This is a genomic window from Limnohabitans sp. Hippo4 (assembly GCF_003063605.1).
In the GTDB taxonomy this organism is placed as follows: domain Bacteria; phylum Pseudomonadota; class Gammaproteobacteria; order Burkholderiales; family Burkholderiaceae_C; genus Limnohabitans_A.
In genome coordinates, this window is the sequence record NZ_NESE01000002.1 from 651,632 (window position 1) to 667,125 (window position 15,494).

Annotated in this window: 13 protein-coding genes; 7 read left to right on the forward strand and 6 right to left on the reverse strand. The window is 52.1% G+C overall.

Translation table 11 applies throughout. The features are described from left to right. Nucleotides 1-127 precede the first annotated feature (127 nt). The gene (locus tag B9Z46_RS08505; protein WP_055360935.1) at nucleotides 128-1,207 is read left to right on the forward strand and encodes a LacI family DNA-binding transcriptional regulator; all 1,080 of its coding nucleotides are present in this window, start codon (nucleotides 128-130) and stop codon (nucleotides 1,205-1,207) included. A 21-nt stretch (nucleotides 1,208-1,228) separates the two neighbouring features. Here the strand turns inward: B9Z46_RS08505 and B9Z46_RS08510 are convergent, their stop codons facing one another. Together B9Z46_RS08510 and B9Z46_RS08515 are read right to left on the reverse strand one after the other, a co-directional pair. After that, nucleotides 1,229-2,194 carry a 2-hydroxyacid dehydrogenase gene (locus B9Z46_RS08510; protein WP_055360934.1) on the reverse strand — a complete coding sequence of 322 codons (966 nt, stop codon included), beginning with the start codon at nucleotides 2,192-2,194 and terminating at the stop codon, nucleotides 1,229-1,231. 45 nt (nucleotides 2,195-2,239) lie between these two features. Continuing rightward, entirely contained in the window at nucleotides 2,240-3,148 is a 909-nt protein-coding gene (locus tag B9Z46_RS08515) for a tripartite tricarboxylate transporter substrate binding protein (protein ID WP_231717621.1), read from the reverse strand. 259 nt (nucleotides 3,149-3,407) lie between these two features. Here B9Z46_RS08515 and B9Z46_RS08520 point away from each other — a divergent pair, with 259 nt between their 5' ends. Continuing rightward, entirely contained in the window at nucleotides 3,408-4,580 is a 1,173-nt protein-coding gene (locus B9Z46_RS08520) for an MFS transporter (protein ID WP_055360932.1), read from the forward strand. Here the strand turns inward: B9Z46_RS08520 and B9Z46_RS08525 are convergent. Beyond that, on the reverse strand, nucleotides 4,577-4,921 hold the full coding sequence (locus tag B9Z46_RS08525; protein ID WP_055360931.1) for a RidA family protein: 345 nt from the start codon (nucleotides 4,919-4,921) through the stop codon (nucleotides 4,577-4,579). The genes B9Z46_RS08520 and B9Z46_RS08525 overlap by 4 nt on opposite strands. 105 nt (nucleotides 4,922-5,026) lie before the next feature. Between B9Z46_RS08525 and B9Z46_RS08530 the strand changes: the two genes are divergently transcribed. After that, a complete protein-coding gene (locus B9Z46_RS08530; RefSeq protein WP_108255568.1) occupies nucleotides 5,027-6,286 on the forward strand; it encodes an MFS transporter in 1,260 nt (419 codons plus the stop codon). 28 nt (nucleotides 6,287-6,314) lie between these two features. Here the strand turns inward: B9Z46_RS08530 and B9Z46_RS08535 are convergent, their stop codons facing one another. Further along, nucleotides 6,315-7,517, reverse strand: coding sequence for an alanine--glyoxylate aminotransferase family protein (locus B9Z46_RS08535; protein ID WP_108255570.1), 1,203 nt, complete (start codon nucleotides 7,515-7,517; stop codon nucleotides 6,315-6,317). After that, nucleotides 7,514-9,478: an aconitase family protein gene (locus B9Z46_RS08540; RefSeq protein ID WP_108255572.1), complete on the reverse strand. Its 1,965-nt coding sequence runs from the start codon at nucleotides 9,476-9,478 to the stop codon at nucleotides 7,514-7,516. Before B9Z46_RS08540 ends, B9Z46_RS08535 begins: the two co-directional genes overlap by 4 nt. A gap of 129 nt (nucleotides 9,479-9,607) precedes the next feature. Here B9Z46_RS08540 and B9Z46_RS08545 point away from each other — a divergent pair, with 129 nt between their 5' ends. The 4 genes from B9Z46_RS08545 to B9Z46_RS08560 all read left to right on the forward strand — a co-directional run bounded on the left by B9Z46_RS08545 (nucleotide 9,608) and on the right by B9Z46_RS08560 (nucleotide 13,090). After that, nucleotides 9,608-10,621 carry a tripartite tricarboxylate transporter substrate binding protein gene (locus tag B9Z46_RS08545; protein ID WP_108255574.1) on the forward strand — a complete coding sequence of 338 codons (1,014 nt, stop codon included), beginning with the start codon at nucleotides 9,608-9,610 and terminating at the stop codon, nucleotides 10,619-10,621. Between the two features lie 17 nt (nucleotides 10,622-10,638). Then, nucleotides 10,639-11,820 (forward strand): MFS transporter, encoded by a 1,182-nt coding sequence (locus B9Z46_RS08550; RefSeq protein WP_108255576.1) that lies wholly within the window; start codon nucleotides 10,639-10,641, stop codon nucleotides 11,818-11,820. Between the two features lie 34 nt (nucleotides 11,821-11,854). Beyond that, entirely contained in the window at nucleotides 11,855-12,598 is a 744-nt protein-coding gene (locus B9Z46_RS08555) for a sulfite exporter TauE/SafE family protein (protein WP_055360925.1), read from the forward strand. Nucleotides 12,599-12,748: 150 nt separating this feature from the next. Beyond that, entirely contained in the window at nucleotides 12,749-13,090 is a 342-nt protein-coding gene (locus B9Z46_RS08560; RefSeq protein ID WP_108255578.1) for a hypothetical protein, read from the forward strand. Between the two features lie 96 nt (nucleotides 13,091-13,186). Here the strand turns inward: B9Z46_RS08560 and B9Z46_RS08565 are convergent, their stop codons facing one another. Beyond that, complete coding sequence (locus tag B9Z46_RS08565; RefSeq protein ID WP_108255580.1) at nucleotides 13,187-15,424, reverse strand: NADP-dependent isocitrate dehydrogenase; 2,238 nt, start codon at nucleotides 15,422-15,424, stop codon at nucleotides 13,187-13,189. Nucleotides 15,425-15,494: the final 70 nt, after the last annotated feature.

The following is a 15,494-nucleotide window of genomic DNA, read 5'->3' on the forward strand; positions in this document are numbered from 1 at the left end:
GAAACTTGCGGTTCATCAATTTTTCATTAGGGAAATCGAGGGCTGATGAATGTGTTGAAATGCGATTAAATTCTTTGGATAGCGCTATCCTAACGACAATGATTTCAGTTCCTCTCCGGAATAACCCTTGAAGACCTCCTTAAGCCGTCCCAAACATCACAGATCGACAGGTCGCATTACCCTGAACGATGTGGCACAAGCTGCAGGCGTCAGTCCGAGTACGGTTTCTCGTGCTTTGAGGGGGGAACGCGCCGTTGACCCTGACTTGGTTCAACGGGTCATGGCTGTTTCTGAAAAGCTGGGTTATGTACCAGACCCTGCGGCGCGGGCCTTGGCATCTCAACGCAGTGACCACGTCACCATTTTGATTCCCTTGCTGACGAATGCCTTGTTTGTGGACTTGCTAGAAGCGGCGCAAAGAACCTTGCGCGCAGCGGGCTTCCAAACCTTGATGGGCGTCACGCACTACAACGCCAGTGAAGAAGAGCAACTGCTCAGGGAGCAAATGCACCATCGACCTGCAGGCATGTTGATCACCGGTTTGGATCACAGCCTCAGTACGCAAAAACTGATGGCACGGAGCAATGTCCCTTGCGTGCACTTGATGGACTTGCCTGAAGAATTGGGATCAACTTCTGCAGCTTTTGCTGAAGGAGAATCAATCACTTCAGGGCCGTATTGCGTTGGTTTTCGACAAGTTGATGCGGGGGAGGCCATGACACAGCATCTTTTGGCGCAAGGAAAAAAACGCATCGTCTTTGCGGCGGCACAGCTCGATCCTCGGGTCATGCAAAGATTGCAAGGTTGGCGTAAAGCCCTAAAGGCCAGTCAAAAGTACGACCCCAACTTAGAGTGGCTGAACCCTGCGCCTTCATCTTTGGCCTTAGGCGGCTTGATGTTTGAGCAAATCGTGAAGCAAAATCCAGCCGTCGATGCCATTTTCTTTTGCAACGATGACTTGGCGCAAGGCGCTTTGTTGGCAGCCATGCGTCTCGGTATCTCTGTGCCACAGCGAGTGGCCATTGCGGGCTTCAATGATTTAACGGGGAGCGATCAAATGTGGCCACCCCTCACCACTGTTCGAACACCCCGAGCACAAGTGGGGGAGGCTGCAGCCCAGATGCTGTTGCAGTTGATCCATGGTGAAACGCCTGAGCAAGCGCAGCTTGATTTGGGTTTTGAGATCGTTGTAAGGCAAAGCACCTAGCGAGTCACGCTAGAACTCCACTCAACTCAAGACATTGAGCAGAGGCTGACCTTGAGACAATCGATTGATATTGTCTGCAATGCTTTGCTTTCTTCTTTGCACCGTACCTGTCGTCCATCCAGACATGTGCGGCGTCATCAGCACGTTGGACAGGCTGGCAAAGTCATACTGAGAGGGCGCGCAAGTGGCTTGCTCGGTACTTGGGTATTGGTACCAAGTGTCGATGATGGCGCCAGCAATGTGCTTCGCGTGAAGTGCTTGATAAAGGGCTGCTTCGTCGATGACCGCGCCTCGTCCAACATTGACAATGACGGCATGGCTATTCATGCAAGCCAGCGCCTTTGCATCGACCAAACCTCGCGTGTTGTCGGTCAATGGCAGTGTCACAACAACTGCGTCGCAAATTTGCATGAAAGAATGCAAATCTTCCAGCTTGAAGCTTTGATCGACATCTGCGCTGGTGACGTCACTTCGATTGGCCACGACCACACGCATGCCGAACGCTTTTGCACGGTGGGCCAGGGTTTTGGCGATGTGACCAAAACCGATCAAACCCATGGTTTGGGCCCCAAGTTCAGTTCGCAGGGCACCCGGTCGCCCTGCAAAAAATGGCCATTCTTCTTTGCGCAAGGCGCGATCTGCTTCATGCAAAGGTACATGTCGCAACAACAGCGCCGCCATCACATATTCAGCAATGGCATTCTCATGGCCAAAGCAATTGGCCAATTGCGCATGGGACGGAAGGCAACTGCGTTGAATGCCATCGGTGCCAGCCGCGGGGGCTTGAAGCAGTCGCATTTTGTGGGGGTGGGGCATGTCCGCGTTCAAGGTCACGCCAACCACCACATCGGCAGTTTCAAAATGCGCTTTGTCTTCAGGCCCCTCAAACTCTTGTGAGATGGTCACAATCTGATGAGAACCTTGCAGCAAATCTTCCAAGCCTGGGCGGAAGTTGGCTGCATTGTCGCCATGAAAAACAATTTTCAAATTTCACTCAACTTTCTATGTGACGTCCTTGCAGGGGCTCAATCTTTAATCTGCTTTTGCGCCAGAGGCTCTGACAATGGGGCCCCAACGCTGGACTTCAGCCTTGTTCATCTCCGCCATGGTCTCAGGACTTGTACCGTAAATGATGTAACCTAGTTCGGTCATGCGTTTCACGAACTCGGGTGACTTGGTGCCCTTAACAACTTCCGCATTGAGTTTGTTGACGATTTCTCGAGGCGTGTTGGCCGCCACCATCAAACCAAACCATACGCCAGATTCGTAACCCGCCAAGCCAGCTTCTGCAATGGTCGGTACATCGGGCAAGGATGGGTCACGCTTGGCACCTGTTGTGGCCAGTGCTTTGAGCTTGCCTGCTTTGATATGGGGGAGTGCTGATGGAATGTTGTCGAACATCATCATCACTTGACCACCCAATAAATCGTTCATGGCTGGTGCGCTGCCCTTGTAAGGAATATGCGTCATGGTGATGTTGGACAGTGAACGGAACATTTCACCCGACATGTGAGTGCTGGTGCCGCTGCCACTTGATGCGTAATTGATGAAGCCTGGTTGAGCTTTACCCATGGCAATGACTTCGGTCACAGAGTTGGCCTTGACGGAAGGATGCAAGACCAGCACATTGTTCAAGGAGACCAAGGCCGAAACAGGTGCCAAGTCTTTGCTGGGGTCAAAGGGCATCTTGGCATACAGCGCGGGATTGATGGCCTGAATGCCGCTGGTGGTCATGAGCAAGGTATAGCCATCAGGCGCAGAACGCGCAACTTCGGCACCACCAATGTTGCCGCCAGCGCCTGGCTTGTTGTCAACAGTCACGGGTTGGCCCAAGTTCTTTGACAACTCGAGTGCAATTGCGCGTGAGGCGATGTCAACAGCGCCGCCAGGGGGGAAGGGGCAAACCAATCGAATGGGTTTGCTTGGGAAAGTTTGTGCCATGGCTGCTGGAGAGATCGTCAGAAGGCCTGTCAGACTTAAGGAAAGCGCTATGCCTGAAAGTAGTGTTATGGCTGAACGGCGTCGAGGAAAAGCAGTTTGAGAAGTTGTCATGATTTACTCCACAGTCAAAATGAAGCTATAGCCTATGAGAATTTTTAGAAACTCCCCACAGGATATTCCCTTGTTTGTGCGCTTGCCACCCCTGACAGAGACCCTAAATCGCGGTTTAATTCAGTTTGCTTTCACGGTTTGGATCCCAATGCCCAAAATTGCTTCTTTGTTATTGAACCTTGGTCACGCGCTTGACCATTTGTTTTTATTGATTTTCGCCACAGCCGTCAGTGCCATCGCCACAGATTTTGGCGTGGGGCGGTGGGAGGACATGATGCCCTACACGGTCGGTGCCTTTGTGATGTTTGGCTTGGGTTCCATTCCAGCTGGCCGCTTAGGTGACCTGTGGGGACGTCGCCAAATGATGTTGGTCTTCTTTTTTGGGATGGGCTTGTCAGCCATGGGGGTAGCGCTGACGCAAACGCCCTTGCAAATGGGGATTGCGCTGACGGTATTGGGAGTTTTTTCTGCCATCTACCACCCCGTGGGCATTCCCATGTTGGTTCAAAAAGCTGAGCGACCAGGACTGACCATCGGCGTGAATGGATTGGCAGGAAACTTGGGCATTGCCATGGCTGCCTTGTCCACCGGCTTTTTAGTGGCTTGGCAAGGATGGCGCATGGCCTTCATTGTGCCTGGGGTGGTGTCTATCTTGTGCGGCTTTCTTTTTGCATGGACCGCGCCCAATGAAACTTCAGCGCCAGCCAAGAAAAAATCAACGGTCGTTCAGTTACCGAAACAACTGGCTTGGCGCACTTTTGCAGTCATGGTGGCCACCTCCACGACCACCAGTTTGCTGTTCAATATCACCACCAATGGCAACACCCAGTTGTTGGCTGAACGCTTGGACGGGCTGGTCAACGATCCGACCCGCTTAGGTATGCTGTTGGCCGTGATTTATGCTGTTGCATCTTTGGCCCAATTGGTCGTCGGTCGATTGCTCGATTGGCTGCCAGTCAAACCTTTGTTCTTTGCAGTTTTGTTTTTGCAAATTGTGAGTTTTGCACTGGCGTCTCAAACCACGGGTTGGGTTTGGTATGTTGCTGCAATTGGCTACATGGTGATGGTCTTTGCAGCCATTCCATTTAGCGACACCATGGTGGTCCGCTACATTGACGATGCCATGCGCTCGCGCGTCAGTGGTACGCGGATTGCCATTTCATTCGGCATCAGTTCATTGGCTGTTTATTCGCTAGGACCCTTTGTCAAGGCGTCAGGTTTTACGCAATTGATGGTAGCGGCCTCTTGTGTGGCAGCCTTGGGTGCACTGATTGTGTTGTTTCTGCCCAATGAAGCTCAAATGAAGCCATCGGCCGATTAAAGGGCAGCCGTGGCCACCACTTCTAAGCGCCATTTGGGTGAGGCTAAATTCGCTTGAACTGTGGCACGTGGTGGCGTGTGACCAGGAACCACCCAAGCATCCCAGACTTTGTTCATCCCCTCAAAATCTTGCAGGTCGACTAAAAAGATTTGCACCATCAGCAGCTTGCTTTTGTCAGTGCCTGCGCGTGCAAGTAATTTGTCAATCGCATCCAAGACTTGTTGGGTTTGACCTTCAATGCCCAGGTTGGGATCCTCTGGTATTTGTCCTGCCAGATACACCACGCCATTGTGGATGGCCATTTCGGACAAACGCGTGCCGACATCAAATCTTTGAACCATGTGACTGACCTTGCTTGTGAGGTTTTGGAATAGAACGCATTTTGCCACTGCACAAGACACTAGAATGAAGTTTCATTGTCGACCCCTTGCTCAGGATGTAAACCCATGAAACTACCGAACAGTCTGCGTGCGCTTCAGCACCGGAATTTTCGATTGTTCATCGTGGGGCAGGGCACTTCGCAAATTGGCAACTGGGTCCAATTGATTGCCACCAGCTGGCTGGTCTATCGCTTGTCTGGCTCCACCTTGATGCTGGGGCTTTCAGCGTTCAGCTTGCAAATTCCCATGCTGGTCATCACGCCCTTTGCGGGCGTTCTGATTGATCGCATGGACGTTCGTCGTGTTTTGTTTGCGACCAATTCTTTGGCCATGATGCAATCCCTGGTGATGTTGGCCCTCATGGTCAGTGGTCAGATTGAGGCTTGGCATGTCATTGCAGGCAATGCTGTACTGGGACTGGGCAATGCATTTGATGCGCCTGCCAGGCAAGCCTTGATCTCTAAATTGCTGCCCAACCGGCAAGAACTGACCAATGCCATTGCCTTGAATTCAACGGTGATGAATGGCGCGCGTTTCATTGGCCCCATGTTGGGTGGTTTGGTCACGGCAACATTTGGCGAGGTTTGGAGTTTTGCCACCAATTGCACCATGCGCCTGGCCGTGCTGTATGCCTTAAGAGCAACAGAGATCGCCAAGCATGTTGCGCGCAGCCATCATGCCGGCATCGTTCGCCAGTTGATGGTAGGTCTTCGCTACGCTTATGGCTTTTTCCCCAGTCGCTGTGCATTGATTTTGTTGGCCATCAGCAGTTTTTGTTTGCAGTCCTACGGTTCATTGATGCCCTGGTTTGCGAGTGAGCGATTTCATGGTGATTCACGCACCCTAGGCCTTCTCTACAGTGCCGCAGGTCTGGGGGCTGTTTGCGGCATGCTTTATTTGGCCTCACGCGCCAACATTCGAGGCTTGTTCAAAATCATTGGGCGAAGTGCCGCGGTGGCCAGCCTTGCCTTGATTGCCTTTTCGTTCGTGCCCAGTTTGTGGTTGGCCTTGCCCATGTTGTTCATCTCGTCGATGTGCATGATGTTGACAGCGGCTTCTACCAACACAGTGCTTCAAAGCATCGTGCCAGACGAACTGCGTGGCCGTGTGGCGGCGCTGTATGTCATGTCATTTTTAGGGATGTCACCCTTGGGCTCTTTGTGTTCAGGTTGGCTGGCCAGTTTGATCGGCAGCCAAAATGCCTTGGCCTTGTTTGGGGCGATCGCTGGACTTGCCGCATTGATTTATGCGCAGTACTTTCAGCGCATTCGCACAGAAATTTTGCCCCTGTACGAATCCATGGACATACCTCATCACACTTCTTAAATTTGTGTGATGGAACACCTCTGATGCGTCAGGGGGTGTGCTGTGCGAGGTAGGCAATGGCTGCAGCCATGCCGTTAGCGCCGTAAGGGATTTTTTGCACGGTCATGGCAGCTTCAATGCCAGCCAGTGCACCCAAGATCATGGGCTCATTCATGTCGCCCAAGTGGCCAATGCGGAACACGCGACCGGCTAGGGGTCCAAGTCCACCCGCCATGGCCACTTGAAATTTCTCGCGAGCCACCACGCGCAAGGCCTCTGGGTCAATGCCTGGGGAAACTTCAACCGCCGTGACTGAAGTGGAAAATCCCAGTGGATCTTTGCAATGGAGTTTGACGGCCCCAGCCGTGGCCCAGCAGCGCACAGCCGCTTGGACTGCGCCGCCCAAGCGTTGATGCCTTGCATGAACAGCCTCCAAGCCTTCTGCTTTGAGTAAGCCTAAAGAAACTTCGAGTCCAGCCAAGTGGGCCAAGGGTGGCGTACCGCAAAATTTGGCAGATTGGTTGTCGGTTTTGCGCTCTTGCCAGCTCCAATAGAAACGTGGCTTGGCGTGTTGGATCGACCACTCGAATGCCTTGGCATTGGCCGCTACAAACCCCAAGCCTGGGGGCATCATCAATCCCTTTTGCGAGCTGCCCAAGCACACATCAACGCCCAATGCGTCCATGTCAAATGGCGCGGCAGCCAAAGAGGCCACCACGTCCACCACATACAGTGCCGGGTGACTCGTGCGATCAATGGCTTGGCGAATGGCAGCCAAGTCGCTGGTCATGCCACTGGCGGTGTCGGTGTGAACGGCCATCACCGCTGAAATGCGATGCGCCGTATCGGCTTTCAACGCGGCTTCAATGGCGCTGACATCAATGCGCTGGCCATCTTGGTGAGGGGTGCGTATCACGGACAAACCCAAGCCTTGGGTTTGAATGGCCCATTGATCTGAAAAGTGCCCTGAACCGGCAATCAACAAGCTGTGATTGTCTGAACCTAAGTTGGCCGCCACGGCTTCCCAAACACCGTGCCCATTGCTGGCGTAAAAATACACATCCGAGCTGGGGGAATTCAACAACTCTTTCATGCCTTTTTCGCATGCAACGATCAGGGCCGCTACGCGAGGATCGGCCAAGTCGGTCATGGGTCGCTGCATGGCGTGCATCACTTCATCGGGCACACGTGTGGGTCCGGGGGAATGCACAAAACGAATGCCTGGCAAGCGCGGCGTGATGGAAGAATTCATGTGTTGTACTTTCTTTTCAATGCTTCAAAAGAAGTGAGGGAACCGGCCAACGCGCTGGCCATCACAGTGGGTGGACTGGCCAACCAAACTTGCCCAGGGCCAGAACGGCCAGGGAAATTTCGATTGATCGCACTGACAGTGACTTGGTCGGACGACGTTGAAGAGCCTGGGCCGCAATTGGCACAGGCACCACAGGAGGGCTGAAGAATCCGCACTCCCATGGCTTTGAAGGTGGCATCGTAGCCCTTTTTTTGACAATGATCACGAACAGCGGTAGTGCCGTATTGCAAGAACACTTGGACATGGGGCGGGAATCTCAGGTTGCGCTGGTTGGCCCATGACAAGACCTCATGGTAGTGTTCAAAATCCTCGCGTTTACCCGCCGTGCAGGAACCGCCATAAGCCATGTCGATGCGAACGGCTTGTTTCATTGTATTCAAGGGAATGCCATTGCCGGGATCACCTGGCGAAGCCACCATCGGGCTGAGCGTTGTCATGTCAACTTTGAGCGTATCCGCGTAGACAGCCTCTGGGTCACTCTGCATCCAATTCTCTAATTCAAAATCGATTCCTCGTCGCTCTTTGAGAAAACGCACGGTTTCCTGATCGGGTGCGATGATGCCCGTCAAACCACCTAGTTCGGCGGTCATGTTGGTCAATGTGGCGCGTTCATCTGTCGAGAGGGTTTGAATGCCAGAGCCGGAAAATTCGAAAACCTTGCCGACACCCTGACCACTTTTGATCTTCGGTGTTGCCAGAAGGTGCAGCATGACATCTTTGGCGGTGATGCCCGCTGGCATCTGTCCCTCAAGATCAATTCGAAAGATTTGAGGGGAGGTCAGTCGAACGGCACCTGTCACAAAGGCGTTGGCCATGTCAGTGGTGCCCACCCCGAATGCCACACAACCCAAGGCGCCACTGTGAGGCGTGTGGGAGTCTGTGCCAACCACAATTTGCCCTGGCAAAGCATAGTGCTCTGTCATCATGGCGTGTGAAATGCCTGCACTGTTGCGGCCATCGTCCTGCGCCGCTTCGTCGTCCGTGAGTGTTTGATGGAATTTGAGCTGGTGCCTTTTGACGAATGCACGCTGTGCCTGTGACATGGCCTGCATGTTGGAAATCAGCCCGTTTTTCACATGTGCCGGGCTTTCGTTCACATACGAGGAGTGGTCTTCAAAAACCACAATTTGATCGGGATTGTGCAGCTCAAAATTCGACCCCAAAGCAGACTGCATGAGCGTGTTGGCCATGCCCGTGTAGTACTCGTGAATGAAGCGCCAATGGGCTTGCACGAACATGCCTTCGCCTTGCTGCGGTTCGCGAGGTGTAAACGGCGCAATGAGTTGATGGCGATGAAGAATTTTTTCAAACAAACTCATCGCTTTGGCTTGCGCAGGCACTGCTGCGGACTGAAGCGTTTGAAGGTGTTGCTGTCCCCAACGAAGTAAACCACCTTCACTCAAAATGGCCGCGGCCAAAGGTTCGCGACCCTGGATGAGTGGTGGTGTTGGAATATGCGTGAGGCTTGTCAGCGTCTCAAGCAACTCAAAATTGGTGCTAGTGAACAGGCCAATGTTGTCAGCGTTTTGTCTGTAGATGCGCTCAAAACTCTCAGCAATGATGCATTGCACACCAGCCATTTTTTCGGCGGTGGGGCTGTGTTCTCTGGAAGACCCTTTTCCATAGCGCTTGCCCGCAACAATGACCTGAAAACACGCAGCTTTCAGAACCCCTTTGCCAATTGGAAGGATGCCTTGGCATTGTGTTCCTGTGTGCGCATAGTTGCCCAATTGATCGTCGTAGTGGCTCAAGATTGCCACAGGCGTGATCTCGTCTGTTGAGACATCATCGCGCAGGGGGCGTGCTTGCGCCAACGTGATCACTTCGCCATTCAGTTGTCTTTGAATGAGTTGGGGGTCTTGACTTAAATAAAGGACGCGGATCGGAGCAGGATGGGTCATGTTGCGCGGAATTGATCAGGCAGAGCATAAATTGACTTTGGCCCGCTTGGGCGCATCATGGAGAAAAAGTCATAAGGGCGAAAAAAAATACTAAACTAGCATCAAGACAAATGTATCAAGGAGACCCGCATGAACCGCAAAACAACTCAATCAACAAAGACTGCCACCCTTCACAAGCGACGCGCTGCGCTGGGACATCTGGCAACTCTAGGTGCTCTGGCTGCGATGCCTCAGTGGGCCTTAGCTCAATCTGACCGTCCCTTGCGCTTGGTATTGCCAAATGCAACTGGATCGGGTGTTGATGCCATTACCCGTGCAGCCCAGCCTGCACTGTCAAAAGCCTTGGGCACCACCGTGGTTGTTGAAAATCAGCCAGGTGCTGGCGGTGTGGTGGGCTTGCAGACACTGTCCAAGGCTGCACCCGATGGCTTTACTTTGTCTGTGGTTTCCAACAACGTGGTGATTTTTCCAAGTGTTTTGAAGTCATTGCCTTTTGACATGCCTGGCGATTTCACACCCATCGCCATGATGGGTAGCACGCCCATGGTCTTGGTGGTTAACCCGCAGAAAGTGGCTGCTACCAACAGCCGCGAGTTCATTGCTTTGCTGAAGAACAAACCAGGCGAGTTGAACTTTGCTTCGGGTGGCAATGGCACCATTTTGCATTTGGCCGCTGAAATGTTCTTGGACGAGTCCAAGACCAGTGCCAAGCACATTCCCTACAAAGGTGTGGGTCCTATGGTGACCGACCTGCTTGGTGGTCAAGTTGAATTCGCAACTGTGGCGCTGCCCAGTGTGCAGCAGCACATCAAATCGGGTGCTCTGCGTGCCATTGGCATGTGCGGTTCACAGCGAGTGGCTGCTGCGCCAGAGATCCCAACCTTCATTGAGCAAGGATTGACTGGGTATTCTGTGGAAGCATGGTTTGCTGTCATTGGTCCCAAAGGCTTAAGCCCCGCCAACGTTAAGAGAATTCACGATGGCATCGTGGCTGCTTTCAACGATCCGACGTTGAAAGAAACCATGGCCAAGCAGGGTAATACCATCAACATCAGTTCACCTGAGCAAGCGCAGGCGGCATTTAAATCTGAAATGGCCAAGTACGCAGCCTTGGTGAAAAAAGCCAAACTCGAACCACAGTAAGCGGCGACCATCACATCATGGTGGAGTCCCGCAAAGCTTGGGTGGTGGTTTGGGCAACCTTTGTATGCTTGGCCACCATTTTTGGCGTGTCTTATTCGTTTGCTGCATTTTTTGAAAACTTCACCAAAGAATTCAATGCGCAGCGCGCCGACGTCTCCTGGATCTTTGGACTTTGTGGCTTGGTCTATTTCATCTTGGGAGCCTTTGGTGGCATGCTGGCAGACCGATGGGGGCCGCGCGTGGTTTGCATGCTGGGCATGGGCTTCATTGCGCTTGGCCTGTATGTCACCAGTCAGGCACAGTCTCTTTTGACTTTGTATTTCAGCTACGGTCTTTTGGTGGGATTGGGCATTGCATTGGTCTATACCCCGGCAATTGCCGCTGTGCAGCCCTGGTTTACAACGCGTCGTGGATTGGCTTCAGGCATTGCCAGTTCAGGTGTTGGCGCTGGTACGCTGGTGCTGCCTGTCGTCGTCAGTTATTGGATGACCCAAATGACTTGGCGTGAAACCCTTCAGTCCTTGTCTTTGGGCGTCGCTGTCGTTGGATTGCTGGCCGCATACTTATTAGAAAGAGCACCTCAAGCGGGGCAAGGACTTAAGCATGCCATGGCAGGTCTCAGCCTTGGAGAAACCCTGAAAACGCCTGCTTTTCGTTGGCTGTATCTAGGGACGCTTTTCGGTGCGCCGGTCATGTTCATTCCCTTTGCGCACATTTCTGCCGCGGCGCGGGATGCAGGCGTTCCCGAAGCACAAGCGGTGGGCTTGGTGGGGCTGATTGGCATTGGCAGTTTGGTCGGACGTTTTGCCATTGGTTGGCTGGCCGACAGGTTGGGTCGTGTGAAGACGCTCATGCTGATGCAATGTTTGATGGGGCTCTCGTACTTGGTGTGGGCCGTTGCGGAAGATCGAATCGCGTTTGCCATCTTTGCGATGTGGTTTGGCCTCAGCTATGGCAGCATTGTTTCTCTCTTGCCTGCCATTTGCATGGATTTATTCGGTGGCAAAGCGGTCTCAGCCATCATTGGCACCCTGTACACAGGTGCTGCGTTTGGTAACTTGTTGGGGCCTGTTTTAGCGGGCCAGGTTTTTGACTTAACGGGGCAATACAACTGGGTCATTGGGATCACCCTTTGCATTGCAGCGGTGGCAACTTTCAGCTGCTGGCGCGTTTTGAAATATCCACAACACGCGAATTGACCTGCCGACTTTCGGCCCAATTTCCGAGGACTTCATGGAACTGAATCAGTATCTGGTTTTGGCCAGTTTTGCGGCCGTACTCATTGGCATGTCCAAGGGGGGATTGCCTTTGGTAGGCATGCTGTCGGTGCCCGTGTTGTCTTTGGTCATGTCGCCTGTTAAGGCTGCCGTTTTGTTGTTGCCGCTTTTCGTCATTTCAGACGCAGTTGGCGTCTGGCTCTATCGCAAGAGCTACAGTTGGGTGAATTTGAAAATATTGGTGCCTGCAGGCATTGCTGGCGTTTTGATTGGCTGGTTGACGGCCGCCATGATTTCAGAGCTGACCATCAAATTCCTTATTGGACTGGTGGGGGTGAGTTTTTGCTTGCAGACTTGGTTCAAACGAGGTCAATCAGATATTCCCCAGCCGGCATCACTTCCAAAAGGCATTTTTTGGGGTGGCGTAGCGGGGTTTACCAGTTTCATTGCGCATGCGGGTGGGCCACCTTTTCAGATTTTTGTCTTGCCTCAAAAATTGCCGAAAGCTGAGTTTGCCGGAACCGCAACCATCTTGTTTGCCATCATCAATCTGTCCAAGATTGCGCCATATCAAAATCTCAGTCCTTACACAGAAGAAGATTTCTGGAAGGTTCTTGTTTTGGTGCCGTTCGCATTGTTAGGTACTTTCCTTGGGGCCTATCTGACCAAACGGATTGCGGATGCATGGTTCTTTCGACTGGTTCAAGCTGGTTTGTTTTTACTTTCCTTGAAGTTGATTTGGGACGCGGTGGCAACCTAAATCATTGATTGCTAACAGTTTGTCAATTAACTAAGCGTTGTTTAACAAGTTGCTGAATGGCATAATGTTGCTCAACATATTGTTACTTGACTAGAGTTTTAGATGAACAAAGTTATTTTGCGCGCGATTACGGCATATTCAAGGACGGATATGAAAAATGCCTCCGATGCAGCAGTCGCGGTAAAGGGGCGGGAAGCTGTTTATTTGGGCAAGGAATACGTCATCCTAGAAGATGATGCATCCCAAAAACTGGTAGCCGTTTACCGATGTATGAATCGGGGTGAGCTTAAGCGCTTGAAGCGTTGGCCAGCCGGCCTCACTGAGCCCATTGCTTTGCCTGTTGAAAAAGTGATTGCGTCCCGCTTGCCGGCCATCTTGGAGCTGTCGCCCATCAAAGATGCGGCCAAATCAGATCTGGCCACCAAAACTAAAAAACAACGAAACCTGAAAGCCAAGGATTCGAATCTGAATCAAACCGATCTCTTCGAATAAACCTGTCAGTGCCATTAAAAAAAGCCGCATCTGCGGCTTTTTTTGAACTCAACCAACACTGAACTGGGTTCGAGTGTTGGTTTTTGTGAGCTGCATTCAAGCTTTGGCGGATTGAATGATGGCGTTGAATGTTGGGCTTGGGCACATGACCTTCTCCAGCAACTCAACAGAGGGCTTGAAGTAGCCACCAATGTCGGCAGGCTTGCCCTGAACCGCTTTCAACTCTTCAACGATTTTCTTTTCGTTTTCTGTCAGAGCTTTTGCAATCGGTGCAAACTTGGCTTGCAATTCCTTGTCATCAGTTTGCGCTGCAAGTTCTTGAGCCCAATACATGGCCAAGTAGAACTGGCTGCCACGGTTGTCCAATTCGCCTGTTTTGGGTGAGGGATTTTTGTTGTTTGCCAACAAAGTGCCTGTGGCTGCATCCAAAGTTTTGGCCAACAGTTTGGCTTTGTCGTTGTTGGTTTTGATACCCAAGTCTTCGAACGAAACGGCCAAAGCCAAGAACTCGCCCAAAGAATCCCAGCGCAAGTGATTCTCTTCCACCAGTTGCTGCACGTGTTTGGGGGCAGAACCGCCAGCGCCTGTTTCGTACATGCCACCTCCAGCCATCAAGGGCACGATGGACAGCATTTTGGCACTGGTGCCCAATTCCATGATGGGGAACAAGTCGGTCAGGTAGTCGCGCAAAATGTTGCCGGTGGCACTGATGGTGTCCAGGCCGCGAACAACACGCTCAAGTGTGTAACGCATGGCGCGCACTTGGCTCATGATTTGAATGTCCAAACCGTTGATGTCATGCTCGTGCAGATACATCTTCACTTTGCGGATCAATTGGGCTTCGTGCGGACGGTATGCATCCAACCAGAAAACAACAGGCATGCCAGAGTTGCGTGCACGGCTCACCGCCAGTTTGACCCAATCACGAATGGCAGCGTCTTTCACCTGGCACATGCGCCAAATGTCGCCTACTTCAACGTTTTGACTTAGCAAAACTTCACCGGTTTCCAGGTCGGTGATATTGGCCACGCCATCTTCTGGAATTTCAAAAGTCTTGTCGTGAGAGCCGTATTCTTCAGCTTGTTGCGCCATCAAGCCCACGTTGGGGACAGTACCCATTGTTTTGGGATCGAAAGCACCATGCCATTTGCAGAAATTGATCATTTCTTGATAGATGCGGGCGAAAGTTGACTCGGGCATAACTGCCTTCACATCTTTCAAGCGGCCATCAGCCCCCCACATCTTGCCACCATTGCGAATCATGGCAGGCATAGATGCATCGACGATCACATCGTTCGGTGAATGGAAGTTGGTGATGCCTTTTGCTGAGTCGACCATCGCCAGTTCTGGACGATGCTCATGACATGCGTGCAGATCTCGCATGATTTCTTCACGCTTTGAATCGGGCAAGGTCGCAATTTTGTTGTACAGGTCGACCATGCCGTTGTTGACGTTGACGCCAAGGCTGTCAAACAGCTCTTTGTGCTTTTTGAAGGCATCTTTGTAGAAGATCTTGACGCAGTGACCAAACACGATGGGGTGTGAGACCTTCATCATGGTGGCTTTAACGTGCAAGGAGAACATCACGCCAGTTTTGTGCGCGTCTTCAATTTCGCGCTCGTAGAAAGCTTCCAAAGCTTTCTTGCTCATGAACATGCTGTCAACCACTTCGCGGTCAACCAAAGAGACCTTTGGTTTCAACACAATAGTCTTGCCACTCTTGGTGATGAGTTCCATTTTCACGTCACGTGCACGCTCAACGGTCATGGATTTTTCGCCATGGTAGAAGTCGCCATGGTGCATGTGCGACACGTGTGAGCGGGATGCTTGGCTCCACTCGGCCATGCTGTGAGGGTTTTTGCGCGCAAATTCTTTCACAGCGCGTGGTGCACGGCGATCTGAGTTGCCTTCACGCAAGACAGGGTTGACTGCAGAGCCAGTGCACTTGGAGTAACGGGCTTTGATTTCTTTTTCTTGGTCGTTTTTAGGATTGTCTGGGTAGTCGGGCAGGGCATAGCCTTTGGACTGCAATTCTTTGATGGCACTGTTCAATTGGCCAACCGACGCGCTGATGTTGGGCAGCTTGATGATGTTGGCTTCGGGGCGGAGGGTTAATTTGCCCAAAATGGCCAAGTTGTTGGGGATGCGCTGCTCTTCTGGGAGCATGTCAGAGAACTCACCCAAGATGCGTCCTGCAAGCGAAATGTCGCTGGCTTCAACTTCAATCCCCGCAGGCGCCGCAAACGTGCGAACAACTGGCAGAAATGCCGATGTGGCCAGCAGAGGGGCTTCATCGGTCAGGGTGTAGATGATTTTGGATTTTTGATTAGACATTGTGTCCTCGTTTTTGTTGTGCAACAGTAAATCTCGAAAGCCAGTATTAGATCCTAAAAGAGAAGTCTGA